Below are 26,890 nucleotides of genomic sequence, written 5' to 3' on the forward strand. Positions count from 1 at the left end.
GTCACTTATACTGCCGTAAATTTAGATCTTCCATTTTCTGAGCCAGTCGAATAGCATCGCCAATCTCTGCTGCCATCCGGTGAACTCCCACATCATGCACTCGGACAGCCTCAACACCTTGACTAGCTGCAATGCTAGTCAAATGAGCTGAAGCTAGGTCTCTGTTTTGAAAACCTGTTTCCGTCTCTGGGTCAGTTTCAAAACCATTTTCCTCCAAGATATTGACCAAAAAGCGCTTGCGAGAGACCCCCAGAAAAATGGGAAAGCCAGCCCGATGAATGCTATCCAACTCCTGTAAGAGCAAGAGATTTTCCCGTTTGGTCAAGCCAAAACCAATCCCTGGATCCAGCATGATTTGCTCACGGTCCAGGCCAGCTTGCTTAGCTTTCTCCAGCGTCTTTTCAAAAAATGCCCACATGAGTGCCTCAATATCCAGCTGTTCAAAATTTGCTAATTCTGACTCGGTAAATGCTAGCTCAAAGCCGAAGGTCGGAAAGATTTTCGAGCTAGCATGTTGGGGCCGGGCCATGACTGGATTGAACATGGCAATAACTGGCGCTCCAGCCTTGGCAGCCACAGCTGCCATTCTCTCATCACCCAAGAGTCCCGTGATGTCATTGATGATATTAACTCCAGCGGCCAAAGCTGCTTCTGCAACTGACGCCTTCCAAGTATCTACAGAAATGAGAATATCAGTCTCCCGACGAAGAGCCTCAATGACTGGTACCACACGCCCTATCTCTGCCTCAATATCCACAAAATGGCTGCCTGGACGAGTCGACTCGCCACCGATGTCTAGCAAATGAGCTCCCTGAGCTATCATCTTGCGCGCCTGCTCCAGAGCCTTTTCCACCGTATTATATTTGCCCCCATCCGAAAAGGAATCTGGGGTAACATTAAGGATCCCACAAAGGGCCGTCTTGCCCTCTGGAGCAAGTTGTCTTAGATTCATCGTATTTCCTTTCCCCTTGCTACTACTGCCTTTCAACAAAAAAGGCACACCCATCTAGTGTACCGCAAAGCCAACAGCAGATGCAGCATCCAGTCCTATGAACTGCACTCGACTTCACAAGAAGACCTCATCTGCCCCTTGTTTCATTTACCATTTTACCACAATTCCCCTATTTAAGAAAACACTTTTTACAAACAGAAAGGCAAAAGGAGAATCAGAAGTAAATTCCGAAGAAGATGAGCCAGTAAGGACAATTCCAGAGATCCAACCCAAGCTTTTAAGAGCCGGACAAAAGCCATGCCTAAGCTTAGATAAATTAGAAAACAAGATGATTCTCCGGGATTTCTCAGGAAAGCAAAGAGAGCAATTCCCAAGGCAATACACCAACTCTTTCTATATTTCATCTGTCTGTTTTGCTTAGCCTGTGATGACATACCAAATAAATCCATGCCAAGCAATAGCAAGGAGGAGGCGGAAAAACTGTTTGAGATAAGCTGCTGCAAAGGCGTTAGCTCAGAACTCGACTGCCCACAAAGGAGAACAAGACTCGCTGCGTTGCTTGCAATCATCAAAAAATAGAGGTAGCGCAAGTGTGGAAACCGCTTGGAAGCACGCAACTCTATCTTAAAATCCCGCCACTCACGAGAAAAGTAAGAGGCATACCCTAAAAGAATGAGTAAGAACAGAGAGATAAAAAGCAAGTTAGGCCTCGATAAAGTAAAACGATTGGTCACTGGATGAATCAAAAGCAGCAAACCCGATTGAAGCAGCATAGCTACTAATAAGATTTGGATAGATTTTTGAAATGTGAGCCTCATTTTTTACTCCTTAAAGCTAAGATACAATTCTCATTATAGAACAAAAGATTCGCTTTGCTAGCTCCATGTCCTCAAAAGTCACTTTTTATCCCTGAAATGTCAAAAAAGAGGTCAATCTGACCTCTTCATCCATGAATGATATCTAGTTAACTTTGTGAAATAATCATCACCAAAATAGCAATGGCATTCCGTAACATATGGGCTAAAATTCCCATTTCCAAACGCTTAGTCTGGTGAACCACCAAAGCTAGAACGCCCCCCATACCAGCATAAAGGACAAAACTACCGATGTTGGTCGGACCGTGGAAAAAACCAAAAAGGATAGAACCAACCACCAAACCAATCAACTCATGCTGGGGAAATAGCTTTTGGGGAATCAAACCACGGAAAAGAATCTCTTCCAAAATTGGCGCTGAAAAAACAGCTCCCACAATAAGCAAAACAACGGGCGTACTCTGAAACAAGTTTTGCAAAGCAGTTTGATTGGCTGTCGTTCCTGAAAGTTGGCCCTCTAGAACCATAATAATCGCAGCAAAAATACTAACTCCGAAAGTTATCAGATAGGATAATACTAGCCAGATCACTGATTTTAAATTAAAAAAACTAAAATCAAGGGTCAGTAAGCCTTCTTTTTTAGCCATTCGCAGGGCATAAAAAATGATCAGCAAATAAATCATCAGGATAAGCAAGGTGTATCCCATTGAAAAACTTTGATCTCGACCTTTGTAAAACTGGATCAGTACAAAAGGAACTTGAGTCTGTACGGCTAAAAACAAAGCCAGTAAACTATATTCCACTTTTTGCAAAAAAATTTTCATTTCTTCCTCCTTTTACTTAGTATATCGAATTTTTCCCTTCCTGTACAGCTAAGAGCCATATAAAATCAAAAAATACGCCATCATGCTTACTAGGAAGCTCCTTTCCTAAGCTTTTGATTCGATATGGCAACAAAATGGATATCTGAAACCTCCAGTTATATTCTAACTGCGCCCCTCCGTGCAAGCTAACAAAAAAGAAGAGAATACAAGATTCTCTTCCTGATAGACTTTTATATGTAAACTCAAGCAAGTTTTTATGATTCTACGCTTGTTTCAACTTCTTCAGTCTCTGCTGTTTCCACAACTTCGTCAATGATTTCAACTTCATTGATTGCTTGTGGTTCCAAGTTACGGTAACGAGCCATACCAGTACCAGCTGGGATAATCTTACCGATGATAACATTTTCCTTAAGGCCAAGGAGATGATCTTTCTTACCACGGATCGCAGCATCTGTCAGGACACGAGTTGTTTCCTGGAAGGAAGCTGCAGACAAGAAGCTGTTTGTCTCAAGGGAAGCCTTGGTGATTCCCATGAGGACTGGACGAGCTGTCGCAGGCACACCGCCTGAGATAACCACATCACGGTTAGCATCTGTAAAGTCTGTGATATCCATGAGAGTTCCCATAAGAAGATCTGTGTCACCTGGATCCATGACGCGCACCTTGCGAATCATTTGACGAACCATTACCTCAATGTGTTTGTCGCCGATTTCTACCCCTTGGCTACGGTAAACTTTTTGTACCTCAGCAAGCAAGTAAGTTTCAACAGACAAGACATCACGGACAGCCAACAAGTGCTTAGGCTGGATAGAACCTTCGGTCAAGGCAGCGCCGCGAGAAACTTGGTCGCCCACTTCCACCTTCATACGGGCTGTAAATGGCACCACATATTCACCTTCGCCAGTTGCACCTTTTACAAAGACTTTCTTGGTACGAGTAGATGCATCTTCTTCGATGGCAGTAACTTCACCCTTGACTTCAGTGATGACCGCTTCCCCTTTCGGATTGCGGGCTTCAAAGATTTCTTGGACACGAGGAAGACCCTGAGTGATATCGGTATTAGAGGCAACCCCACCCGTGTGGAAGGTACGCATGGTCAACTGTGTACCTGGCTCCCCGATAGATTGGGCAGCGATGGTTCCGACTGCTTCACCGACTTCAACCGCATCACCAGTCGCCAAGTTGATACCGTAACAGTGACGGCAGACACCGTGGCGAGTGTTACATGTAAAGACGGAACGAATCGTCACTTCTTCAACACCAGCATTGACAATCTCACGCGCCTTGTCTTCGGTGATCAATTCATTTGGACCGATGATAACTGCGCCAGTTTCTGGATGTTTAACCGTCTTCTTAGTGTAACGACCATTGAGACGCTCTTCCAGAGACTCGATCATTTCCTTGCCTTCTGTAATAGAAGTGATAAGCAAGCCGCGGTCTGTACCACAGTCGTCCTCACGGATAATCACGTCTTGAGCAACGTCAACCAGACGGCGAGTCAAGTAACCTGAATCGGCTGTCTTAAGGGCCGTATCGGTCATACCCTTACGAGCACCGTGAGTAGAGAAGAACATTTCCAACACAGACAAACCTTCGCGGAAGTTTGAAAGGATTGGCAACTCCATGATACGCCCGTTCGGAGCAGCCATCAGACCACGCATACCGGCAAGCTGTGAGAAGTTTGAGATGTTACCACGGGCTCCAGAGTCCATCATCATAACGATTGGGTTCTTCGGATCTTGGTTGGCAACCAAACGTTTCTCCAATTTTTCACGGGCAGCACGCCACTCAGCAGTAACTGCGTTGTAGCGCTCATCGTCAGTAATCATACCACGACGGAATTGCTTAGTGATTTGTTCTACACGCTTGTGAGATTCTTCAATAATCTCTGCCTTGTCTTCCACGACTGGAATGTCAGCAATACCCACTGTCAAACCAGCCAGCGTAGAATGGTGGTAACCTAGGTCTTTCAAGCGGTCCAGCAGGGCAGATGTTTCTGTCGTGCGGAAGCGTTTGAAGATTTCAGCGATGATATTTCCTAGATTTTTCTTCTTGAACGGAATATTTAGCTCTAGGGCTTCAATGGCAGACTTGATATCTTTACCTGGCTCCAAGAAGTATTTAGCTGGAACACCTTCGGTCAAGTTAGCATTCGTTGGCTCTTGCAGGTAAGGCAGCTCTTCTGGCATGATATCGTTGAAGAGAATCTTACCTACTGTGGTCATGAGGATCTTGTGTTTTTGATCTTCTGTCCAAGGTTTGTTGAGGCTATCTGTCGCGATACCCACACGAGTGTGCAGGTGGACATAGCCATTACGCAAGGCCATCACAGCTTCATCACGGTCTTTAAAGACCATGCCTTCGCCTTCACGACCTGCTTCTTCCATAGTCAAGTAGTAGTTACCCAAGACCATATCCTGAGATGGGGTTACAACCGGTTTTCCGTCTTTTGGATTCAAGATGTGCTCAGCAGCCAGCATGAGGATACGAGCTTCAGCCTGTGCTTCTTCAGACAATGGGACGTGGATGGCCATTTGGTCACCGTCAAAGTCGGCATTGTAGGCTTCACAGACCAGTGGGTGCAAGCGAAGAGCCTTACCATCGATTAGAACTGGCTCAAAGGCTTGGATACCCAAACGGTGAAGGGTCGGTGCGCGGTTAAGGAGCACTGGGTGTTCTTTGATAACATCTTCCAAGACATCCCAGATACGCTCATCTCCACGCTCTACCATGCGCTTAGCAGCTTTCACATTCTGAGCATAGTCACGGGCAACAATTTCCCGCATCACAAACGGTTTGAAGAGCTCGATCGCCATTTCACGTGGCACACCACATTGATACATCTTCAATGTCGGACCAACAGCGATAACGGAACGGCCTGAGAAGTCAACCCGTTTACCCAGCAAGTTTTGACGGAAGCGTCCTTGTTTACCTTTGAGCATATGGCTCAAAGACTTAAGTGGACGGCTACCTGGTCCAGTGATTGGACGGCCACGACGACCGTTGTCAATCAAAGCATCCACCGCTTCTTGCAGCATCCGCTTCTCATTTTGAACGATGATACCTGGTGCATTCAACTCGAGCAAACGAGCCAAACGGTTGTTCCGGTTGATAACGCGGCGGTAGAGGTCGTTCAAGTCAGATGAGGCAAAGCGGCCACCATCCAATTGAAGCATTGGACGTAGATCTGGTGGAATGACTGGCAGGATGTTGAGAATCATCCATTCTGGCTTATTGCCAGAGCGGTAGAAGGCATCCAAAACGTCCAAACGACGAATAGCTTTGATTCGTTTTTGACCAGAAGCTGTTTTCAATTCTTCTTTAAGAGCCGCAATTTCTGTTTCCAAATCCACTTGTTTCAGCAAGTCTTGGATCGCTTCTGCTCCCATCTTGGCGACGAATGAACCTGCACCATATTCACGGAGGCGCTCACGGTACTCGCGCTCCGTCATGATAGATTTGTGCTCCAGTGGTGTTTCCTTAGGATCAATCACCACATAAGCCGCAAAATAAATGACTTCTTCTAGGGCGCGCGGACTCATATCCAGAGTCAAGCCCATACGGCTTGGGATTCCCTTGAAATACCAAATGTGAGAAACCGGTGCTTTAAGCTCGATGTGCCCCATACGCTCACGACGAACCTTAGTCCGTGTTACTTCAACACCACAGCGGTCACAAATAATCCCTTTGTAACGAATCCGTTTGTATTTACCGCAGGCACACTCCCAATCCTTGGTTGGCCCGAAGATCACCTCGTCAAAGAGGCCTTCACGTTCTGGCTTCAAGGTCCGGTAATTGATTGTCTCAGGCTTCTTCACTTCTCCGTAAGACCATGAACGGACCTTACTTGGAGAAGCTAGGGTGATTTGCATACTTTTAAATCGATTTACATCAACCACTATTTCTTACCTTTCTTATTTATCTAATCAGCGACGAATTATTTTTCTTCATTTCCTTCAGCATCAAAAGCTGCTTTAGCTTCTTGAGCCTGTTTTTGACGTGCTTTTTCCAGATCGTCTACATGGATCACATCTTCATCCATATCCTCATCCAAGTCACGAAGTTCTACTTCTTGGTCATCTTCGTCAAGGACACGCATGTCCAGACCAAGAGATTGCAATTCTTTCACAAGAACGCGGAAGGATTCTGGCACACCTGGTTTTGGAATTGGTTTCCCTTTGGTAATCGCTTCATAAGCTTTCAAACGTCCGTTAATATCGTCAGACTTGTAAGTCAAGATTTCTTGAAGTACGTTTGACGCGCCGTAAGCCTCTAGGGCCCAAACTTCCATTTCCCCGAAACGTTGTCCACCAAACTGAGCTTTACCTCCGAGTGGCTGTTGGGTAACGGTTGAATATGGACCAACTGAGCGGGCGTGGAGCTTATCGTCAACCATGTGGTGGAGCTTGATCATGTACATGACACCGACAGAAACGCGGTTATCAAATGGCTCACCAGTACGTCCATCATAAAGAATTGTCTTAGCATCGCTATCCATACCAGCTTCACGAACTGTAGACCAGAGATCTTCTGAGCTTGCTCCGTCAAAGACTGGTGTCGCAATGTGGATGCCCAAGTTACGAGCTGCCATACCAAGGTGGAGTTCCATAACCTGACCGATATTCATACGTGATGGCACCCCAAGTGGGTTCAACATGATATCAACTGGGGTTCCGTCTGGCAAGTATGGCATGTCTTCCACAGGAACGATACGAGAGACAACCCCTTTGTTTCCGTGACGTCCGGCCATCTTATCTCCGACCTTGATCTTACGTTTTTGAGCGATGTAGACACGCACCAACATGTTAACACCTGATTGTAGCTCATCACCGTTAGCACGGGTAAAGATCTTGACATCACGAACAACACCATCGGCACCGTGTGGTACACGAAGAGAAGTGTCACGTACTTCACGAGACTTATCACCAAAGATAGCGTGCAAGAGACGTTCTTCAGCTGAAAGGTCTTTCTCACCCTTAGGTGTTACTTTACCTACAAGGATGTCGCCTTCCTTAACTTCCGCACCGATACGGATAATCCCCATTTCGTCAAGGTCTTTAAGAGCATCTTCACCAACGTTTGGAATTTCACGAGTGATTTCTTCAGGCCCAAGCTTTGTATCACGTGTTTCTGATTCGTATTCTTCGAGGTGGACAGATGTATAGACATCGTCTTTGACCAGACGCTCACTCATGATAACGGCATCCTCGAAGTTGTAACCTTCCCATGTCATGTAGGCAACGATTGGGTTTTGTCCAAGCGCCATTTCTCCATTTTCCATAGAAGGTCCGTCTGCGATAAAGTCGCCTTTTTCAACGACATCGCCAACTTTTACAAGGGTGCGTTGGTTGTAGGCAGTTCCTGAGTTTGAACGACGGAATTTTTGAATGTGGTACACATCTAGCGAACCATCTTCGCGACGAACTTCTACCTTATCTGCGTCCGCATAGGTAACCTTACCATCATACTGGGCAATGACCGCCGCACCAGAATCGTGGGCAGCCTGGTATTCCATACCAGTACCGACATAAGGTGCTTTTGGATCGATCAAAGGCACAGCCTGACGCTGCATGTTGGCACCCATGAGGGCACGGTTGGAGTCATCGTTTTCCAAGAAAGGAATACATGCAGTCGCCACGGCAACTACCTGCTTAGGTGATACATCCATGTAGTCTACTTGGTCTGAAGGGAATTCTTGGTTATTACCTTGGTGGCGTCCCATCACGATAGGCTCTGCAAAGCCACCTTTTTCATTCAGCTTAGAGTTGGCCTGAGCTACGATAAATTCATCTTCCTCATCAGCTGTCAGCCAAACGATTTCGTTGGTTACCACACCAGCTTCACGGTCTACCTTACGGTAAGGGGTTTGAATAAAGCCATATTTGTTAAGGTGCCCGTAAGAAGATAAGTTATTGATCAAACCGATGTTTGGTCCTTCAGGAGTTTCAATCGGACACATACGACCATAGTGAGTATAGTGCACGTCCCGCACTTCATAACCAGCGCGGTCACGTGTCAAACCACCAGGTCCTAAGGCAGACAGACGACGCTTGTGAGAAAGCTCAGACAGCGGATTGTGTTGGTCCATGAACTGTGACAACTGTGAAGAACCAAAGAATTCTTTAATAGCAGCAGTTACTGGACGGATGTTGATGATTTGTTGTGGAGTCAGCACTTCATTGTCCTGAACGCTCATCCGTTCGCGAACATTACGCTCCATCCGAGAAAGTCCGAGACGAACTTGGTTAGCCAAAAGCTCACCAACCGCACGAATACGACGGTTCCCCAAGTGGTCAATATCATCCACACGGCCGATACCTTCTGCCAAGTTGAGGAAATAGCTCATTTCAGCCAAGATATCAGCTGGTGTTACAGTCCGAACCTTGTCAGACGGATTTGCATTACCAATAATGGTCACAACACGGTCTGGATCGCTTGGTGCAACGACCTTGAACTTCTGCAATTCCACAGGCTCTGTCAAGACAGCTGAGTCGTTTGGAATATAAGTGATCTTGTTCAAACCATTGTCCAGTTGCTCTGCAATGCTGTCAATCACACTGCGGGTCATAACTGTACCAGCTTCGACAAGAATTTCACCTGTTTCAGCATCTACTAGATGTTCTGCTAATGTTTGATTGAGCAGACGATTCTTGATGTTGAGCTTCTTGTTAATCTTGTAACGACCAACGGCAGCCAAGTCATAGCGATGTGGATCAAAGAAACGTGCCACAAGTAAGCTACGTGAGCTTTCAGCCGTCTTAGGCTCACCTGGACGAAGACGCTCATAGATTTCTTTCAGAGCTTCATCCGTACGAGAGTCCATTGGATTCTTGTGGATATCTTTTTCGATGGTATTACGCACCAAGTCGCTGTCACCAAAGATGTCCAAGATCTCATCATCACCTGAGAAACCAAGCGCACGCACCAAAGTAGTAAACGGAATTTTACGAGTCCGGTCAATACGAGTATAGGCGATATCTTTTGAGTCTGTTTCTAGCTCCAACCAAGCTCCGCGGTTAGGAATAACAGTTGAACCGTAGCCAACTTTACCGTTTTTATCAACTTTATCGTTGAAGTAAACCCCTGGCGAACGCACCAACTGAGACACGATAATCCGCTCACCACCATTGATGATGAAGGTTCCCATTTCAGTCATGATTGGGAAATCACCAAAGAAGACTTCCTGTGTCTTAATTTCGCCAGTTTCCTTGTTAATCAGACGGAAAGTCACAAAGATTGGCGCTGAGTAGCTAGCATCGTGGATACGAGCTTCTTCCAGCGTATATTTAGGCTCACGGATTTCATAGCCGACAAATTCCAATTCCATGGTGTCGGTAAAGTTTGAAATAGGAAGCACATCCTCGAAGACTTCTTTCAAACCATGGTCCAAGAAATCTTTAAACGAGTCTGTTTGAATTTCAATCAAGTTTGGTAAATCAAGAACTTCTTTAATTCTTGAAAAACTACGACGGGTCCGATGTTTCCCGTATTGAACGTCATGTCCTGCCAAGTTTCTAACTCCTTTTTTATAAAGTACAGAGGGAGGGAATCGGAGAAAATTGAGATTTTCTGATTATTGGAATACTAACCATTTGCCTCTCATATCACACTCTTCTTCACTCTTACCAAGGGGAGACCCCTTCTACGCCATTGACTCTCGTCAAAACAGCTACAATCAGTCCCTTTTGCTAAGTTTTTAGAATCTTTAAATTTGCGTTACAAATCCTAGAATTCTGAAAATAGACACAAAAAGAGCAGCTAAATCTGACTTATAAAAAGTTTGATTTAACTGCTGCAAGCTTTAATCGGACAATATTTCAATTAAAGCACACGACAAATTATTGATACTATTATACCGTATTTATCTAGAAATTGCAAGGCTTTCCTCTCCTTTCTGAAAAGTTGAAAAGCCGTTTTTGATGTCCTAGTTTCCCTGTCGGTTACTGCTGGAATTAGTCCCATTATTGGAATTCGGATTAGAGCTAAAATTAGAACCAGAATTAGAGGTATAACCACCCAAGATAGCTCCCCAAGCTTTCTGATAATCCGCATCTGATGCGCCGATACCAAAGCGATAGCTCGTCGTTGGAGCGCCATTCTTAGCCCAGTAGCTAGGAACAGTCGGACCGCTTAGATTGATGGAGCGACCGTTGATTGTGACGGTTCCTGGTCTTTCTCCAGTAGACTTGAGAACATCAGACTTGATAACGCTCGAATCAAGATTGAATTTCTCTCCGATTCCCCAGGCACTTGGATCCGCCTCATAAATGGCATTGGCTAGATAGGCCATATAGGCCGCATTATTATTGTAGCCTGTTAGGGCAGCCATAGAAGTATTGTCATCATGACCAATCCAGCCTCCAAGGGTCATCCGAGGAGTTGAAAGCATGAGCCACATATCACCATTACTGTTAGTTGTACCTGTCTTACCAATCCAGTCTGCACCTGCCAAGGTACCATTGACTTGACTAATCCTTGATTTAAAGGTCGTAGTTGCACCAGAATTGAGCACACCTCGCATCAAGCTTTGCATAATCGTTGCAGTAGCAGGCGAATAAACCTGAACTGGTTTGGCCTTATGCTCATAAACTACCTTGCCGTCAGGAGCCGTGATCTTATCAATCATATACTTTTCTTGATAAGAACCATTATTAGCCAAGGTCTGGAAACCGTTGGTGTGCTGGGCAACCGAAACCTCGATTCCCCCACCCATTGGTAGACTTTCAATATCGTAGTTGTCAATATGGTAGCCCATTTTTTCCATATAGCCTCGGACATTCACACCTTTCTCACGAAGTGCACGATAGGTCCAATAAGCTGGAATATTCCAAGAAGTATTGAGGGCTTCCTGCAGGTCCATCATGCCTGTCCCGCGACTGTCCACGTGCATAATCGGCTCACCGCTGGAGAAGTTCGTCGGATAATTGGAAAGGACACTTGCACTTCCCATCAGCCCTTGGTCAATGGCAATCCCATAAGCTAAAATCGGCTTGATAGTCGAACCAGGAGATCTTTCCGTATCAAAAGCATGGTTGTTTTGATTAGAACTATAGTCTCTACCACCGACAAAACCAATAATGGCTCCTGTTTTATTGTCCTGAAGAACATTTCCAACCTCGACCATTCCTGTCCCATCATCCAAGAGACCACCGTAGTTGGCAACAGCATTCTGCATCGCCTGATGAATCGAATGATTGATGGTTGTTGTGACCGTATAGCCACCCTCGCTCAGCTCTTTTCGAGCCAACTCTTGATAAGCTTCAACCGTTGCATTATTTTTTAATTCTTGCTGGGATACATTGTCCCGCTGAATCAAATACTGATACATGGCCGTCTGCGCTTCTGAAAAAGCTGTATGGTAGAGGTAACTATGCGAGCTCTTTTGAAGGCTCTCAGTCGGCTTGAAATCCTGCGTCAGATCATAGTCTTTGTACTGCTGATAGTCTGCCTCACTCAGTCGACCTGTACGGTACATATTATACAAAACATTCCGAGCCCGCTCTAGACCTAAAGCCATATCATCTGGACTCTTCATGCTACCATCAGAGGCATAGGGCGAATAAACAATCGGACTCTGAGGCAATCCAGCAATAAAAGCAGCCTGCGGAATACTCAAATCCTTGGCTGATACACCAAAAATCCCTTGAGCTGCTTCTTCCACTCCAGCAATATTTTGTCCTTTGTTATTCCGACCAAAAGGTGCCACATTCAAATAAGCAGTCAGAATGTCATCCTTAGACATATAGCGTTCCAAAGCCAAGGCATCAACAATCTCTACTGCCTTCCGCTTGAAAGTCGGAGCATCTCCCACGACCTGCTGCTTGATCAACTGCTGAGTCAAAGTCGAGCCCCCGCTGGATGAACCAACTCCAACTACAGAACCCAAGGTTGCCCGCAGAACCGCCTTGGGCACAACACCATTGTGAGTTTCAAAGTTTTCATCTTCCGTCGCAATGATAGCATTTTTGACATTATCCGAAATCGCATCGCTGGCAACTGGAATCCGCAACAAATCATTATCGATTTCAGAAATCAACTCTCCGTTAGCATAGGTCAGCTTCGAAATCCCAGAAATCTTATTGACCTGACTTACCAGCTCCTCCTGCTTCGGCACGGAGACATCACTAAAAAGGCTGGCGGCGTAGCCCAATCCGAGTCCAGCCCCCAATACTATTCCAAAAAAGATAAATACAAAAGCGACATTTAAGAGTAGTTTTACTGTCCGAAAAATAACGGAAACAATATCAAGTACCGACCATGTCTCTCCTTTTGGCTTAGACGTCTTAGCAGGTGAGGGTTCCCCCTTACCAAACTGTTTTAACTTTTTTATAAATGGTTTCAACATAGATTCTCCTTATTGACTATTATAGCAAACATCAGCAGATTATATCAAGAAAGAGCTAATTCTAGCGCTTTTACAGGAATTATTTTCTGGCTACTCATTGCTATTTGTCGCGTTTATGATACAATAGAGGGATAAAACAAAAAAATACTTGAGCAAGGGCAAAATCCTTTGCTATCTTAGAAAAGGAGAGACAACTATGCACATTTTTGATGAGCTAAAAGAGCGTGGTTTGATTTTTCAAACGACTGATGAAGAAGCTTTGCGTAAAGCCTTAGAAGAAGGGCAGGTCTCTTATTATACTGGATACGATCCAACAGCGGACAGTCTTCACTTAGGTCACTTAGTAGCTATTTTGACCAGCCGCCGCTTACAGTTAGCTGGGCATAAGCCTTATGCCCTCGTCGGTGGTGCAACGGGTTTGATTGGCGACCCATCCTTTAAAGATGCAGAGCGTAGCCTGCAAACCAAGGAAACCGTTGATGGCTGGGTTCAGTCTATCCAAGGTCAACTGTCACGCTTTCTCGACTTTGAAAATGGCGAAAACAAAGCTGTCATGGTCAACAACTACGACTGGTTTGGCAGCATCAGCTTCATTGATTTCCTCCGTGATGTCGGTAAATACTTCACTGTCAACTACATGATGAGCAAGGAGTCTGTTAAAAAACGGATTGAAACAGGAATTTCTTATACTGAGTTTGCCTACCAAATCATGCAAGGTTACGACTTCTTTGTCCTTAACCAAGACCACAATGTTACCCTGCAAATCGGTGGTTCTGACCAGTGGGGAAATATGACAGCAGGTACAGAATTGCTACGTCGTAAGGCTGACAAGACTGGCCACGTTATCACTGTTCCCCTTATCACTGATGCTACTGGTAAGAAATTTGGTAAATCAGAGGGAAACGCAGTCTGGCTCAATGCTGATAAGACTTCTCCATACGAAATGTACCAATTCTGGATGAACGTGATGGATGCTGACGCCGTCCGCTTCTTGAAGATCTTTACTTTCTTGTCACTTGATGAGATTGAAGACATCCGCAAACAATTCGAAGCAGCTCCACACGAACGCTTGGCTCAAAAAGTCCTCGCTCGTGAAGTCGTAACTCTTGTCCATGGTGAAGAAGCCTACAAAGAAGCCCTTAACATTACCGAGCAACTCTTTGCTGGAAATATCAAAAACCTTTCTGTCAAAGAACTCAAACAAGGACTTCGTGGCGTGCCAAACTACCAAGTACAAGCAGACGAAAATCACAACATCGTGGAAATCCTCGTGTCATCTGGTGTGGTCAACTCAAAACGCCAAGCCCGAGAAGATGTACAAAATGGGGCCATCTATGTCAATGGCGATCGTATCCAAGACCTTGACTATGTCTTGAGTGATGCAGATAAGCTTGAAAACGAACTGACTGTTATCCGCCGCGGAAAGAAGAAATACTTCGTCCTTACATACTAAAACATTCAAAACTTATCCACACAAACAAAAGGAGTTACTCTTCCCTGAGATAACTCCTTTTGCTTATGGTTGATTAAAATCTTCTTACATATCTATTCTTAACAGAAAGACTACGAAGTACAATTCGCAAAGTTGTGAGGTTATGTAAGATAGAAAGATTGGAAGGACTAAGCCAGTTAAATAAACCAAAGCCAATCAAACTACTGTTTACGACGACAGTTTCTTGGATATTCTTCTGAATCAGTTTTTGCAAAGACAATGAAAGAGAGTCTAATTCTTCAAAAAAATCCAAGCGATTATCTAATAATAATATATCGCTCATTTGCTTAGAAATATCTGCACTTTCATTCATCACAACACCAATATCCGCAAGGGTTAGAGCTGCCGAGTCATTCAGGCCGTCTCCGACCATTAAGACAGTATGACCAGATTGCTGTAACTCCTGCACCAATTCAAATTTTCCATCAGGTTTCAAATCTGTATAAACTTGATCAAACGGCAAATCTTTTACAAGTTCTTCCGTTCTAACCAAGGTATCACCTGTTGCTAAAATCAGTTTCTTTCCTTGAGCTTTGAGCTTTTCTAAGGCAACTTTTGCTTCTTTTCTCAAAGGAGTATGGATACAGAACATCCCAATAAGATCATTGCGATAGCCCAAGAACAGTAGATTGTAGTGATTCTTATATTCTTCGATTAGGGCACTTTGTTCAGGACTAATATTGATTTGCTCGTCTTGCATCAGGACAAAATTTCCGATGACAACCGATTCACCATCAATTTGAGATTTAATTCCCTTGCTTGCGATATATTGGAGTTTCCCATGCATTTCCTCATGTTCAATTCCTTCTATTTCAGCTTGCTTGACAATTGCATTAGCGATTGGATGATAGATATGCTCCTCTAGACAGGCACTAATTCTTAAAACATCTTCCTCGTTATAATCACCAAAAGGTAGAACCTTTTCAACTAGAGGATAGCTAGTTGTGATGGTGCCTGTCTTGTCAAAGAGGAAAGTATCAACTTCTAGATATTTTTCTAGAACATCCCCATCCTTAATAACCATTTCACGGTTCAATCCCTCCTTGATAGCTGTCAGGTAGGCTACAGGCGTGGAGATTTTCAAAGCGCATGAAAAATCCACCAATAGAAAAGAAATGGCTTTTGAGAACGAACCTGTTAACAGATAAGTCAAGGCAGCACCTAAAAAGTTATATTTGACAACCTTGTCCGCCATCTTGATGAAATAGCGTTGTTTGGTCTTCTTGTTCTCTTCGGATTTCTTCATCAACTCAATCAGTTGCAAAATCCGACTATTCATTTGGTTGTCCGTTACACGAATGAGCAATTCGCCAGTCTCTAAGACAGTATTAGCACAAACGAGATCGGCTTCTCTTTTTTCAACTGGAAAGCTCTCGCCGGTCAAGGAACTTTCATTGACCATTCCTAATCCTGAAACCACTTGGCCATCAAACAAGATTTCATTCCCTTGGGAGACAACTAATACATCGCCTACTTGAACATCAGAGCTCTTGATGCTGATGACCATGTCACCCTGCACTAAGAAGACATCACTTTCTTTAGCAAGAAGGCTCTGTTCCAAATCTGTCGCTGTTTTTTTCAAAGACCACTGATCCAGACAATTCCCTAAATCAAGCATAAACATTATATTACTAGCTGTCTTGGATTGGTTCATAAACAAGGACAATAAAATTGCCGAACAGTCCAAGACTTCCATCGTTAGTTCCTTACGCGCTAGTGTTTGATAGGCTTCTCTAATATAGCCAAAAGCCTGATAACAAGTCCATATATAGCGAATAGGATACGGCACAAAACTACGAAAAAGTACACGCTTAACCGCTGCACCTGAAACAATAGAATAAGCACTCTCTTCTCTACGAATGGGAAGAGTCATCAAGTCCGAAACTTTCCCCTTATCAATTCTTTTTAAAAAGGCCTCTGCATTTTCTAATACAGAGAAGCCCTCTTTCATACGTAGAGTAAAGTGCTGCTGATCTATATAAAACTGAATAGAGTCGATCCCTTTTTCATCTCTAGCCAAGGAACGAAGATAATCTTGAATATCCAAGGTCAGTGAAAAAGAGGATGATAATCGGATATGTTGGTATCCTCTATGTAGCACTTTAAAAGACATATTATTCACCTGTCAGGCTATCTAGTTGTTCTTCTTTCTTTTCCTGTTCGTATAAATATTTAGCGTCTTGTAAAACATCATCACCGTGTTGTTTTACAACAGAAACAGATGCATCCAGTTCATCTTTCAATTTGTAGGCTTTAGCCAAGGCCCTAGAATAACCTTTTTTAGCTTCTTTGCTTGCTAGAACCTTCAAACCAATTGTACCAAATGCTAAGCCTCCTAAAAAGAGACCTGATTTTTTAGCAATCTTTGCCACTGTTAATGCTTCTTTTAACATATTGATTTCCTCCTTTGTAATCATTATATATAAAATTAAGTTCAAAAGCAATCATAGACACTCCTACAGGGTATCCCTTTATATTTCTTCATTTTGTATCAAGAAAATTGAAGCAAATCTTGATTTCAAGATTCACTTTTGCTAGACTTAAAACTATGAATACAAACTTGAAACCAAAACTCGCTCGCTTTGCCACAGCGACCGCCTTTGCCTGTCCCATCTGCAAGGAAGAACTACAGCTGATGGAAAATAGCCTCAAATGCCCCCATCGGCATTCTTATGACTTGGCCAAGTTTGGCTATGTCAATCTAGCACCTCAAATCAAGCAACCCAAAGACTACGATAAGATAAGCTTTCAGAATCGGCAGTTGATTTTAGAAGCGGGATTCTACCAAGCTATCTTAGAAGCTGTCTCGAACTTACTTGCTAGCTCAGAAACTGCCAAAACAGTCTTAGATATTGGCTGCGGCGAGGGCTTCTACTCTCGCAAACTCCAAGAAATCCATTCCCAAAAAACCTTCTATGCCTTCGATATTTCAAAAGATTCTATCCAGCTAGCAGCCAAGAGCGACAGCAGTTTCGCAGTCAATTGGTTCGTCGGTGATTTGGCCAAGCTACCGCTACAAGATGCCAGCATGGATATCATTTTAGACATCTTTTCTCCAGCCAATTATCAGGAATTTCAGAGAGTCATGTCTGACAATGCCCTCCTCATCAAGGTCATCCCCACCGATCGTCACCTTCAGGAAATTCGCCAAAAAGCCGCTAGACAGCTCAGCAACAAGGATTACTCTAACCAAGAAGTCATTCAGCATTTCCAAGAACACTTCGATATAATCTCCGAGATTACTGTCGAGTCCAGCCAGTCCTTGACTGCCGAAAGCCGAGCAGCTCTTTTAGCGATGACACCACTCCTCTTTCATGTCGAGCAAGACCAGATCGACTGGACTGACCTCACCCAAGTGACCATTGCCGCTACCATTCTTGTCGGAAAAGCAAAAACAAAGAAAAGATAGTCCGCAGACCAAATGCATTCCGTTTGGCTTGCGGACTATCTTTTTCTAGCTCATATTTTAATAAACGGTTTTCTCTGTTTCAAAATCAAAGAAATGCGCCTTGTTCAGGTCAAAACCAAGGTCAATCCCAGCACCTGTTTCTGAGTAATCACGAGCATCTACCCGCGCGATAAACTCACTGTCGCCAACTTGGCAGTATAGGTGAGACTCAGCACCCAAAAGCTCAGAGACAGAAATAGTCGCATGAACCACAGAGTCTGGGAAAGTTTCTAGGAAAGCAGGTTCTGTATTAATGTCTTCTGGACGAATACCAAAGATCAATTTCTTGCCGTCATAACCCTTCTCACGCAGAACCTTCAGTGTTCCTTCTGGCACAGTCAAACGTAATCCAGAAGCAACGATTTCATTCCCCTCAAGCGTCACAGTGATAAAGTTCATCGCTGGGCTACCAATGAAGCCCGCCACAAACTTGTTGACTGGATTTCTATAAACTTCTTGTGGACTACCGATTTGTTCCACTCGACCAATGGTTCCAGTTCCAGCAGGATTCTTGGTTGCTGACATGATAACAATGCGGTCAGCCAGTGTCATGGCTTCTGTCTGATCGTGGGTAACGTAGATGGTTGTTGCTCCGATACGGCGGTGGATTTTGGCAATCTCAGCACGCATAGACACACGCAATTTAGCATCCAAGTTTGACAAAGGCTCGTCCATTAGGAAAACCTTTGCATCACGCACGATGGCCCGTCCCATGGCAACACGCTGACGTTGACCACCAGAAAGGTCTGCTGGTTTACGCTCCAAGAATTCTTTTAAACCAAGGATTTCAGCCGCTTCTTGCACACGTTTGTCGATATCTTCCTTGCTGTACTTGCGCAGTTTCAATCCGAAAGCCATGTTGTCATAGACTGTCATGTGCGGATAGAGGGCATAGTTCTGGAAGACCATGGCAATATCGCGGTCTTTCGGCGCCACGTCATTGACCACTTTGCCGTCAATTGACGCTGTTCCTTCTGTGATATCCTCAAGACCCGCAATCATACGCAGCGTTGTGGATTTCCCACATCCTGACGGACCGACGAAAACGATAAATTCCTTGTCCTTGATGTCCAAATTAAAGTCTTCAACAGAATAGTGCTCACTATTTGGATACTTTTTATAAATGTTTTTCAGATTTAACTCAACCATAAGTTCCCCTTTACTTTATGTGAAAATAATTGCCTTTGAAACCCCTAAAAATTTCAAAGCGCTTTCATAAAAATATTATATCCTTTTTTAATCATTATTTCAAGCATTTATTCAAACGTTTGCACAATTTTTTATCATATTTCGAATAACTGCTCTTTTAAAACAAAAAATAGGATAGAAAATTTCTATCCTACACGACTAGTTAGTAACACGATAATAAAATTGACCTTGTTCATCAAAGCTATTCATCCCAACTCCCGTCCACAGACGATCTTGGCTGACATCTGAGCTATCTTGGAAATTTTCTTTATTCGCAAGCTTGACACCTTTTGGAATGAACTCTAGCAAGAAACCACCAGTTTCACCGCCGTATACACCGCCAGAAGCTGTTCCATAATCCGTTAACGATGCTCCATACAGCTCATAGCTATCAGAAACTAACCCTTTATCATTGAACACCAGCTGGTGACCAGCAGCATTCTGCCAGGTTCCTTTTACACTGGAGTAGTCTCCATTGGCCAAGGCCGAAATATCCATTGCTTTTTTCTCCTCTTGCGTCTTTTCTGGACTAACTTCTGCTGAGCTTTGACTGCTTGTTGCAGAAGAAGACGATTCTGCAACACTCTGGCTAGAAGCTACTTGAGAAGATTCCTGAGTAGTACTCGAACTTGTCTGAGTAGAATTAACTAACTTACTAGAGCAGGCTGCCAAAGTCGATAGAGCTAAGCAACATAACAAAGGATAGACTATTTTCTGCTTCACGGCTTTCTCCTTATCCATTAAATGATTACTAATATTATAGACTTTTTCAGCCTATTTTACAAGTTGGCTCAGCTATCCTGCACTGCTAAGACCTTATAGATGGTTTTGCTCAAAGCCGCCTGATAATCCTCTGCACTCAAGGATCTATCCGCAATAACTTCTGCTGTCTGCTTTTCTAAATCTACAGCCACATCTGACACTCCCTCCATAGACAGGAAATGCTTGGTGACGTGTTTAACACAGTTTTGACAAGATAAGTTTTCTAATTGGACTGTTTGTTTCATAGATTCGTTCCTCCGTATATTCCTTCATTTTAAAGTTTAAAGCGTCCTAGACGCAGAGCATTGGCCACAACTGACACTGAGCTTAAGCTCATGGCCAGACCAGCCAACATAGGATTGAGCAAGGGGCCGCCAAAAAGATGCAATAGCCCCATAGCAATCGGGATACCTAGTGTATTGTAGGCAAAAGCCCAGAAAAGATTTTCCTTGATATTACGGATGGTCGCCTGGCTGAGCTTGATAGCCTTGACTACATCCTGCAAATCACTATGCATGAGCACTATATCTGCCGACTCGATAGCTACATCGGCGCCTGAACCGATGGCAATTCCAACATCTGCCTGGACCAGAGCTGGTGCATCATTGATACCATCTCCGACCATGGCTAGTTTTTTCCCAGCTTCCTGTAAGTTCTTGATAGCGATGGCCTTACCATCTGGCAATATACCAGCGATAACTTTTTGGATGCCAGCTTTCTGGGCAATAGCTGTCGCTGTTTCTTCACGATCTCCTGTCAGCATGATGACTTCTAGTCCCAGAGACTGGAGCTCTTGTACAGCCGACAGGCTGCTGGACTTCATCTCATCTGCTACCGCTAAAATACCAGCCAACTGTCCATCTATTGCGACAAACATAGCTGTCTTTCCTTCCTGGGATAGCTGCAACAGCTGGGCTTGAAAAGCACTGCTGTCAATGTGCTTTTCTTTCATCAAGCTTTCATTTCCGACCAGAAGCTGTCTGTCCTCAACCTGAGCAGCCAATCCTCGTCCAACTATGGCCTCAAAATGACTGACAGGCAGTAAGTCAAGCCCCTCCTCTTCAGCAGCTTCTAAGATAGCCTGAGCCAAAGGATGCTCAGAATGCTGCTCAGCGCTGGCTATTAGCTGCAACAAGTCAGAGCGATTAAAAGCACCTAAAGGTAACAAATCCGTCAGGCTGGGCTTGCCAACCGTAATCGTCCCCGTCTTATCAAGAACAATAGTAACCAGCTGATAAGCCGCTTCCAAAGCTTGACCAGACTTAATCAGAATCCCATTTTCAGCTCCTTTACCAGTCCCGACCATGATGGCTGTCGGAGTGGCTAACCCCAGCGCACAAGGGCAGGCAATGACCAGAACTGCGATAAAGATTGACAGAGAAAAGCTAAGGCTCTCACCAGCTAGAAAATACCAGCCAAGCGCGGACAAAGTAGCTAAGCTTAGCACAATCGGGACAAAATAAAGCGAAATCTTATCAGCCAAAGCCGCTATCGGCGCCTTAGACCCCTGCGCTTCCTCCACCAATCTAACAATCTGAGCTAAGGTCGTATCCGAACCCACCCTAGTTGCTTGATAGTCAATACTACCATTTTGATTGATCGTTGCACTGGTAATGGTGTCGCCGACCTTCTTTTCAATCGGGACACTTTCACCAGTCATCATGGACTCATCCACAAAGGTCTGCCCCTCTATCACAAGGCCATCTACCGGCATACGCTCCCCTGGCTTGATACGGATAATATCTCCAACTCGGATATCCTCCGTATCAATGGTCACAGCCTCTCCATAGCGAATCACTGTCGCCTGACTAGGCACTAGCTCAAGTAGAGACTGAATCGCTTGAGACGTTCGACCCTTGGCAGAACTTTCCAGATATTTACCCAGAAGAACCAAGGCAATAATCACTGCAACAGACTCAAAATAAAGCTGATGAACAAAGGCATGATGTCCTAGAAAAACCTGACCGACCGAGTAGAGGCTGTAGAAAAATGCTGCGCTGGTCCCCACCGCAATCAAACTATCCATATTGGGATGTTTTTTGATCAAATTGCGAAAACCTCTCTGATAGAAGCCGCGACCAATCCACACAGCAGGCAGAGTCAAAAGCAGTTGTGACAGAACGAAGACCAAGGGATGAGCCATATGGTCCAAGAAGCTAGGCATAGGAAGGCCGATCATACTGCCCATAGAGATATAAAGCAAGGGCAGAGCCGTAACCAAAAGAATTAATAATTCTTGCTTCTTCCTTCGCAATTCCTGCGTTTTCATTGCAGTCTCTTCGCTCACATCAGACAGCCTAGCGTTTCCTTTTTCTTCTGCCTGATAACCAGCCTCGGCTACAGCATCCAGCACTTGCTGGCTGTCAAATCCCTCCTTAGGAAGCAAACTGAGACGTTCTGTCGCCAGATTGACACTGACCTCCTCGACCGTTTCTAAGTCCTTGACCGCCATCTCCACTGTCATAGCACAGGCAGCACAGGTCATACCTGAAAGCTTGTATTCTTTCTTCTCGCTCATCAATGCACCTCCTTTCCGTGCCCGCAACGACATTGGCCTTGTGGGCAGTGGCATTTGATTTCCAAAGGAGCCGAAGCTCTTTTCTTATCAATGACCTGGCTGAGCCGCTCCAAGTCCCTTTGACTGAACTGACTTCTCTCAATCATCGAAATCAAAAGATCTCCGTGTTTAGTATTACAGATATTGTCAAAAAGCGCCTGCCAAGTACTTTCCAGATGATCCTCTTCTAAAATCCGAGCATCGTAGTAAAACTTGCCCTCTATCTTTTCCATAGCGATAAATTCTTTTGTCTTCAGACGATTCAAAAGAGTCTTGATGGTTGCCGGCTTCCAGGAAAAATCAGCTTCCAAACGAGCTATAATCTCTGTACTGCGACTGTGTGGATAAGCCCACAGCACACGCATGACTTGCCATTCTGCTTGGCTAATATTTTGCTGTTCCATTGTTTAACACCTCCTTATCATTTACATTTGTAATCTAACTCTTTATTAGTTTACATCTGTAATCGTAATTTGTCAAGTATTTTTATCATCATTTCCTGATATACAAAAAAGAAGGCGGGATAGTCCCGTCTTCTCAAGTGTGCCTATATTAATGCGCCAACATCTCTTGAGCAATTTCTTGACCTGTCAATTTACTTGGATAGTAGGTTGGCCAATTTTCCAGTTCATCAAAGAGTGCTTCCTGGCTTTCGCCGCCATAGAAGATATGGAAATGAGCCGCCTTAGTCGGTGCAATGTTGTGGTCGCTAAACTGAACATACTTGTACTCCCCAGCATCTGCATCTGTCGCTTCAAACATGAAGCGTACCCCTCGATTTCCCTTAGAGTAAGTCAGAGTGTGCTTGCCGACGTATTTATACGTATATTTCTTGGATTTTCCATCTACCACAAATTCCATAGTCTTGTCTGTGATATTGATATTGGAAACATCTGTCTTGTAGCCCTTGTCATAGTACTCCTTGTATTCAGCTGCCGTCATTTTTCCAGTCAGCTTAGCCTTGTAATCAAAGACTTGGTCCAAGGTCCCGTCCTTCAGATAAGGATAAACAGACTGCCACTCGCCAGCATAGTCAGACAAGGTCCGATCCTTGACGGCACTGTCTTCAAAGTAGCCGTTTTGGACTGTCTTATCGTCTTCTTCTTTCTCGGCTGCAATCTCTGCTCCCTCTTGGTCAGTTGTCTTCTTGAGAGCCTTTAGATTGGCCTGCATGATAGAAACATAGTCTGCTCCGTCCTTGGTCTGCTCTTCGGTCAAGCTTTCCAGCGGATTCAAGACATCAAGTTCTACTCCTGTTTCCTTAGCCAGAGTAGAAGCCAAAGCCTGGGAAGCATTCTCTTCAAAGTAGATATACTTGATTTTATTTTTCTTGATATACTCAGTCAATTCAGCCAAGCGTGAAGCGGATGGCTCACTGTCTGGTGAAAGTCCAGAAATTGGCACCTGCTTCAAGCCATAGTCCAATGCCAGATAGTTAAAGGCTGCGTGCTGAGTTACAAAGCTCTTTTGCTTGGCATTTGCCAACCCATCCTCATATTCCTTATCCAAGTCTTCCAGCTTCTTGATATAAGCCGCTGCATTTTTCTTAAAAGCAGCTTTCTTGTCAGGGTAAGACTTGCTCAGGCTATCACGGATGTGCTCCACCATTTTAATAGCCCGCTTCGGTGACAGCCAAACATGGGGATCATAGGCATGATGATGTCCCTCTTCCCCATGGTCGTGGTCTTCTTCCTCTTCACCACCAGGCAGCAAGAGCATATCGCCTGTCGCTTTGATAACCGTTTCTTCCTTATTTTTCAAAGTTTTTAACAGTTCAGGAACCCAAGTCTCCATATTTTCATTTTCATAGACGAAGGCATCTGCATCCTGAATAGTCGCAACTGCCTTAGCTGAAGGCTCATAATCATGCGGCTCTGTACCAGCCCCGATTAGAAGTTCAACATTAGCCTCATCTCCAGCCACCTGCTTGGTAAACTCATAAACAGGATAAAAAGTTGTGACAATATTGAGCTTGCCATCTGCATTTTTTTGATTGGAACAAGCTACTAAGAAAATACTCAGTAAACCTGCTAATAGTAAGCTAATTTTTTTCATTTTCTGCTCCTATTTCATAAATTTTTTGACCAGATTGACCAGCAAGAACAAGCTGACGAAGATAATCGTAATGCTAGCGCTAGCTGGCGTCTCTGCATAGTAAGAAATATAAAGTCCGGCTATCATACCAAAGAAACCAATGGCATTTGCCAGCAAAATGACCGACTTGAAATTTTTCCCAATCCGCAGGGCAATACTGGCCGGCAATACCATAATGGTCGAAACTAGCAAGGCTCCCGCAGCTGGAATCATGAGGGCAATCGCAACACCCGTCACGATATTGAAGAGAATAGACATGGTCCGCACTGGCAACCCGTCCACAAAGGCCGTATCCTCATCAAAGGTCAAGATATACATGGGGCGAATGAAGAGGAAAGTCAAGACAAGCACCACAGCAGCAATGACAAAAAGAGAAATCACCTGCTCCCTACTGATAGTCACAATGGAGCCAAACAGATACTGATCCAGACTCATTGAGCTAGAACTCTTACCCTTACTCATAACAATCAAGGAAATAGCTAAGCCAGTTGACATGAGAATGGCCGTCCCGATTTCCATGAAATTCTTATAGATAGTCCGCAGATACTCTAAGAAGACTGCTGCGATTATAACCACAACTACTGTTGTGAAGGTCGGTGACAAACCTAGAACCAGGCCAAAGGCCACACCTGCCAGTGAAACGTGACTAAGCGTGTCACTCATGAGGCTCTGACGACGTAAAATAAGGAAAGTACCTAAAATCGGCGAGAAGAGGCTCATGGCAATAACTGCTAAAAAGGCTCGCTGCATAAAATCATAGGAAAATAGATTAAGCATGACTCACCTCCTGTCCACTATCACTTTCATGCACATTGAAGCAGCGCCAAGGTGAGTCCTGATTCCGAACTAAATGAATGTTGCGATCAGCATATTTGCGAACTTCCTCCGGATCGTGTGTAATCATCAAGACCGCTTTCCCATGCTTGTGAGCACTATGATGCATAAGCTTGTAAAATTCATCCTTGCTGCCTGCATCCATCCCAGTTGTCGGCTCATCAAGGACAAAAATATCCGGATCCGAAGCAAACATACGAGCAATCACAGCCCGCTGCTTTTGACCACCAGAGAGAGAACCAATCCTCTTGTCCCGGTGTTCCCACATTCCAACTGACTCCAAACTGGCTTTGATATGTTCCTCATCGTGTTCATTCAAACGACGAAACCAACCCTTGCGCGGATAGCGGCCAGATTTAACAAACTCATACACCGTACTAGGAAAACCTGCATTAAAACTAGCAATCTGCTGAGGAAGATAAGCAATTCTCAATTTCTTGCCTCTCTCATTGGTCTTGGAAATCTGGACCTCGCCATGCTTAGGCTGCAGAATCCCCAGACTAGCCTTGACAAGTGTCGTCTTAGCAGCCCCATTCTCCCCTGTCAAGGTTACAAACTCGCCACTATCCAAAGAGTAATGAATATGCTCCAACACAGGTTCCTTGTCATAGTAAAAGGACAGATTTTCCACTGTGATATATCTCATTTCCCAATTTCTCCAATCAAACCATCCAAAAACTTAACAATCACTTCTTGCTCATCAGGAGAAAATTTCTCTGCCAATCTCTGGTAAGTATCCAAAGTATGAACATGATGATGTTGATGCTCTTCCGCAATCGGTCGTGCCAAATCAGTCAATCGATAAAAAGTCACACGAGCATCCTTCTTATCCTTGAATGTTTCCAACATCTTTTGCTCCACCAAAGCCTTAACAGCTTTAGTTACAGCAGCCTGGCTAACATTCAGCCTCTTTGCCAAGTCAGAATTCGTCAAAGACTCCAGAGACAAGAGCATTAAAATATGTTCCTGCGTGTTCGTTAGCCGCACATCACTCGTACAAGAGCCGACCAAGATTTCATGTTGATTCTCAGCTGTCAATATAACCTCATTCAAAAAATGATTAATTTTTTCTGCTAAATCCACCATTCTTTGCTTCCTTTCTTAACCGGTTGAAACTTTACCGGTTAATTATACCACAAAAAAGAAAAGAGTCAAGCTCCAACTATAGTAACACTCTGATTCTAAAACAATGCAAAAGCATCGATAGAGAAAAAGAAAAAAGAGCTAACTGCTCTTTTCTCATATGCTCATGTACTCCGCCAGTAGGACTCGAACCTACGACATCATGATTAACAGTCATGCGCTACTACCAACTGAGCTATGGCGGATAATAGCTAAGCGACTTCCATATCTCACAGGGGGCAACCCCCAACTACTTCCGGCGTTCTAGGGCTTAACTTCTGTGTTCGGCATGGGTACAGGTGTATCTCCTAGGCTATCGTCACTTAACTTGCTGAATTAACTTACAATATCTTATTGCCTTGTCAACTCAAAATTGAATAACTACTCAAAACTCACAATACTTACCAAAAGCTGCGCTCAATGAAAATTGGATAAGTCCTCGAGCTATTAGTATTAGTCC

General features: G+C 44.2%; 19 protein-coding genes, 1 tRNA gene and 1 rRNA gene. 2 read left to right on the top strand and 19 right to left on the bottom strand.

All coding sequences use genetic code 11. The features are described 5' to 3' along the window. Window position 1 precedes the first annotated feature (1 nt). The 6 genes from folP to pbp1b form a co-directional block, all read right to left on the bottom strand. Window positions 2–952: a dihydropteroate synthase gene (gene folP / locus D8791_RS04255; protein WP_185760555.1), complete on the bottom strand. Its 951-nt coding sequence runs from the start codon at window positions 950–952 to the stop codon at window positions 2–4. A 188-nt stretch (window positions 953–1,140) separates the two neighbouring features. After that, window positions 1,141–1,770, bottom strand: coding sequence for a hypothetical protein (locus D8791_RS04260; RefSeq protein ID WP_125446401.1), 630 nt, complete (start codon window positions 1,768–1,770; stop codon window positions 1,141–1,143). Between the two features lie 146 nt (window positions 1,771–1,916). Continuing rightward, window positions 1,917–2,588 carry a CPBP family intramembrane glutamic endopeptidase gene (locus D8791_RS04265; protein WP_125446402.1) on the bottom strand — a complete coding sequence of 224 codons (672 nt, stop codon included), beginning with the start codon at window positions 2,586–2,588 and terminating at the stop codon, window positions 1,917–1,919. A 254-nt stretch (window positions 2,589–2,842) separates the two neighbouring features. Continuing rightward, entirely contained in the window at window positions 2,843–6,487 is a 3,645-nt protein-coding gene (gene rpoC, locus D8791_RS04270) for a DNA-directed RNA polymerase subunit beta' (RefSeq protein WP_015604273.1), read from the bottom strand. A gap of 38 nt (window positions 6,488–6,525) precedes the next feature. Next, entirely contained in the window at window positions 6,526–10,098 is a 3,573-nt protein-coding gene (gene rpoB / locus D8791_RS04275; RefSeq protein WP_045498139.1) for a DNA-directed RNA polymerase subunit beta, read from the bottom strand. Between the two features lie 414 nt (window positions 10,099–10,512). Next, the gene (pbp1b, locus tag D8791_RS04280; protein WP_376739477.1) at window positions 10,513–12,933 is read right to left on the bottom strand and encodes a penicillin-binding protein PBP1B; all 2,421 of its coding nucleotides are present in this window, start codon (window positions 12,931–12,933) and stop codon (window positions 10,513–10,515) included. A 196-nt stretch (window positions 12,934–13,129) separates the two neighbouring features. On the opposite strand from pbp1b, the gene tyrS reads away from it, so the two are divergent. After that, window positions 13,130–14,386, top strand: coding sequence for a tyrosine--tRNA ligase (gene tyrS, locus D8791_RS04285; protein ID WP_125446403.1), 1,257 nt, complete (start codon window positions 13,130–13,132; stop codon window positions 14,384–14,386). 73 nt (window positions 14,387–14,459) lie between these two features. On the opposite strand, the gene D8791_RS04290 is transcribed toward tyrS, so the two are convergent. Together D8791_RS04290 and D8791_RS04295 are read right to left on the bottom strand one after the other, a co-directional pair. Continuing rightward, window positions 14,460–16,538: a heavy metal translocating P-type ATPase gene (locus D8791_RS04290; protein ID WP_185760556.1), complete on the bottom strand. Its 2,079-nt coding sequence runs from the start codon at window positions 16,536–16,538 to the stop codon at window positions 14,460–14,462. Window position 16,539: 1 nt separating this feature from the next. After that, window positions 16,540–16,818 carry a DUF6110 family protein gene (locus D8791_RS04295; RefSeq protein ID WP_015604268.1) on the bottom strand — a complete coding sequence of 93 codons (279 nt, stop codon included), beginning with the start codon at window positions 16,816–16,818 and terminating at the stop codon, window positions 16,540–16,542. Between the two features lie 155 nt (window positions 16,819–16,973). Here D8791_RS04295 and D8791_RS04300 point away from each other — a divergent pair, with 155 nt between their 5' ends. Next, entirely contained in the window at window positions 16,974–17,834 is an 861-nt protein-coding gene (locus D8791_RS04300) for a putative RNA methyltransferase (protein WP_125446405.1), read from the top strand. Between the two features lie 57 nt (window positions 17,835–17,891). Here the strand turns inward: D8791_RS04300 and D8791_RS04305 are convergent, their stop codons facing one another. The 11 genes from D8791_RS04305 to rrf form a co-directional block, all read right to left on the bottom strand. Next, on the bottom strand, window positions 17,892–19,022 hold the full coding sequence (locus D8791_RS04305) for an ABC transporter ATP-binding protein (protein ID WP_125446406.1): 1,131 nt from the start codon (window positions 19,020–19,022) through the stop codon (window positions 17,892–17,894). Window positions 19,023–19,220: 198 nt separating this feature from the next. Beyond that, window positions 19,221–19,802, bottom strand: a complete 582-nt coding sequence (locus D8791_RS04310; protein WP_125446407.1) for a DUF6287 domain-containing protein — start codon at window positions 19,800–19,802, stop codon at window positions 19,221–19,223. A 50-nt stretch (window positions 19,803–19,852) separates the two neighbouring features. Further along, the gene (locus tag D8791_RS04315) at window positions 19,853–20,068 is read right to left on the bottom strand and encodes a heavy-metal-associated domain-containing protein (protein ID WP_125446408.1); all 216 of its coding nucleotides are present in this window, start codon (window positions 20,066–20,068) and stop codon (window positions 19,853–19,855) included. Window positions 20,069–20,097: 29 nt separating this feature from the next. Continuing rightward, complete coding sequence (locus tag D8791_RS04320; protein WP_125446409.1) at window positions 20,098–22,341, bottom strand: heavy metal translocating P-type ATPase; 2,244 nt, start codon at window positions 22,339–22,341, stop codon at window positions 20,098–20,100. Then, the gene (locus tag D8791_RS04325) at window positions 22,341–22,784 is read right to left on the bottom strand and encodes a CopY/TcrY family copper transport repressor (protein WP_125446410.1); all 444 of its coding nucleotides are present in this window, start codon (window positions 22,782–22,784) and stop codon (window positions 22,341–22,343) included. The genes D8791_RS04320 and D8791_RS04325 overlap by 1 nt, the downstream gene beginning before the upstream one ends. A gap of 148 nt (window positions 22,785–22,932) precedes the next feature. After that, a complete protein-coding gene (locus D8791_RS04330; RefSeq protein WP_125446411.1) occupies window positions 22,933–24,435 on the bottom strand; it encodes a metal ABC transporter solute-binding protein, Zn/Mn family in 1,503 nt (500 codons plus the stop codon). 9 nt (window positions 24,436–24,444) lie between these two features. Beyond that, complete coding sequence (locus D8791_RS04335; protein WP_045498201.1) at window positions 24,445–25,251, bottom strand: metal ABC transporter permease; 807 nt, start codon at window positions 25,249–25,251, stop codon at window positions 24,445–24,447. Further along, window positions 25,244–25,954 (bottom strand): metal ABC transporter ATP-binding protein, encoded by a 711-nt coding sequence (locus D8791_RS04340; RefSeq protein ID WP_125446412.1) that lies wholly within the window; start codon window positions 25,952–25,954, stop codon window positions 25,244–25,246. Before D8791_RS04340 ends, D8791_RS04335 begins: the two co-directional genes overlap by 8 nt. After that, a complete protein-coding gene (locus tag D8791_RS04345; protein ID WP_125446413.1) occupies window positions 25,951–26,394 on the bottom strand; it encodes a zinc-dependent MarR family transcriptional regulator in 444 nt (147 codons plus the stop codon). Before D8791_RS04345 ends, D8791_RS04340 begins: the two co-directional genes overlap by 4 nt. A 168-nt stretch (window positions 26,395–26,562) precedes the next feature. Next, window positions 26,563–26,636, bottom strand: a tRNA-Asn gene (locus tag D8791_RS04350). Between the two features lie 5 nt (window positions 26,637–26,641). Beyond that, window positions 26,642–26,757, bottom strand: a 5S ribosomal RNA gene (gene rrf, locus D8791_RS04355). Between the last annotated feature and the right edge of the window lie 133 nt (window positions 26,758–26,890).

Origin of the sequence: Streptococcus cristatus, assembly GCF_003943515.1 — a bacterium.
GTDB lineage: Bacteria > Bacillota > Bacilli > Lactobacillales > Streptococcaceae > Streptococcus > Streptococcus cristatus_D.

Coding starts and splice junctions, on each gene's coding strand:
- folP (WP_185760555.1), bottom strand. CDS start 952: ATGAATCTAAGACAACTTGCTCCAGAGGGCAAGACGGCCCTTTGTGGG.
- D8791_RS04260 (WP_125446401.1), bottom strand. CDS start 1,770: ATGAGGCTCACATTTCAAAAATCTATCCAAATCTTATTAGTAGCTATG.
- D8791_RS04265 (WP_125446402.1), bottom strand. CDS start 2,588: ATGAAAATTTTTTTGCAAAAAGTGGAATATAGTTTACTGGCTTTGTTT.
- pbp1b (WP_376739477.1), bottom strand. CDS start 12,933: ATGTTGAAACCATTTATAAAAAAGTTAAAACAGTTTGGTAAGGGGGAA.
- tyrS (WP_125446403.1), top strand. CDS start 13,130: ATGCACATTTTTGATGAGCTAAAAGAGCGTGGTTTGATTTTTCAAACG.
- D8791_RS04290 (WP_185760556.1), bottom strand. CDS start 16,538: ATGTCTTTTAAAGTGCTACATAGAGGATACCAACATATCCGATTATCA.
- D8791_RS04295 (WP_015604268.1), bottom strand. CDS start 16,818: ATGTTAAAAGAAGCATTAACAGTGGCAAAGATTGCTAAAAAATCAGGT.
- D8791_RS04300 (WP_125446405.1), top strand. CDS start 16,974: ATGAATACAAACTTGAAACCAAAACTCGCTCGCTTTGCCACAGCGACC.
- D8791_RS04305 (WP_125446406.1), bottom strand. CDS start 19,022: ATGGTTGAGTTAAATCTGAAAAACATTTATAAAAAGTATCCAAATAGT.
- D8791_RS04310 (WP_125446407.1), bottom strand. CDS start 19,802: ATGGATAAGGAGAAAGCCGTGAAGCAGAAAATAGTCTATCCTTTGTTA.
- D8791_RS04315 (WP_125446408.1), bottom strand. CDS start 20,068: ATGAAACAAACAGTCCAATTAGAAAACTTATCTTGTCAAAACTGTGTT.
- D8791_RS04320 (WP_125446409.1), bottom strand. CDS start 22,341: ATGAGCGAGAAGAAAGAATACAAGCTTTCAGGTATGACCTGTGCTGCC.
- D8791_RS04325 (WP_125446410.1), bottom strand. CDS start 22,784: ATGGAACAGCAAAATATTAGCCAAGCAGAATGGCAAGTCATGCGTGTG.
- D8791_RS04330 (WP_125446411.1), bottom strand. CDS start 24,435: ATGAAAAAAATTAGCTTACTATTAGCAGGTTTACTGAGTATTTTCTTA.
- D8791_RS04335 (WP_045498201.1), bottom strand. CDS start 25,251: ATGCTTAATCTATTTTCCTATGATTTTATGCAGCGAGCCTTTTTAGCA.
- D8791_RS04340 (WP_125446412.1), bottom strand. CDS start 25,954: ATGAGATATATCACAGTGGAAAATCTGTCCTTTTACTATGACAAGGAA.
- D8791_RS04345 (WP_125446413.1), bottom strand. CDS start 26,394: ATGGTGGATTTAGCAGAAAAAATTAATCATTTTTTGAATGAGGTTATA.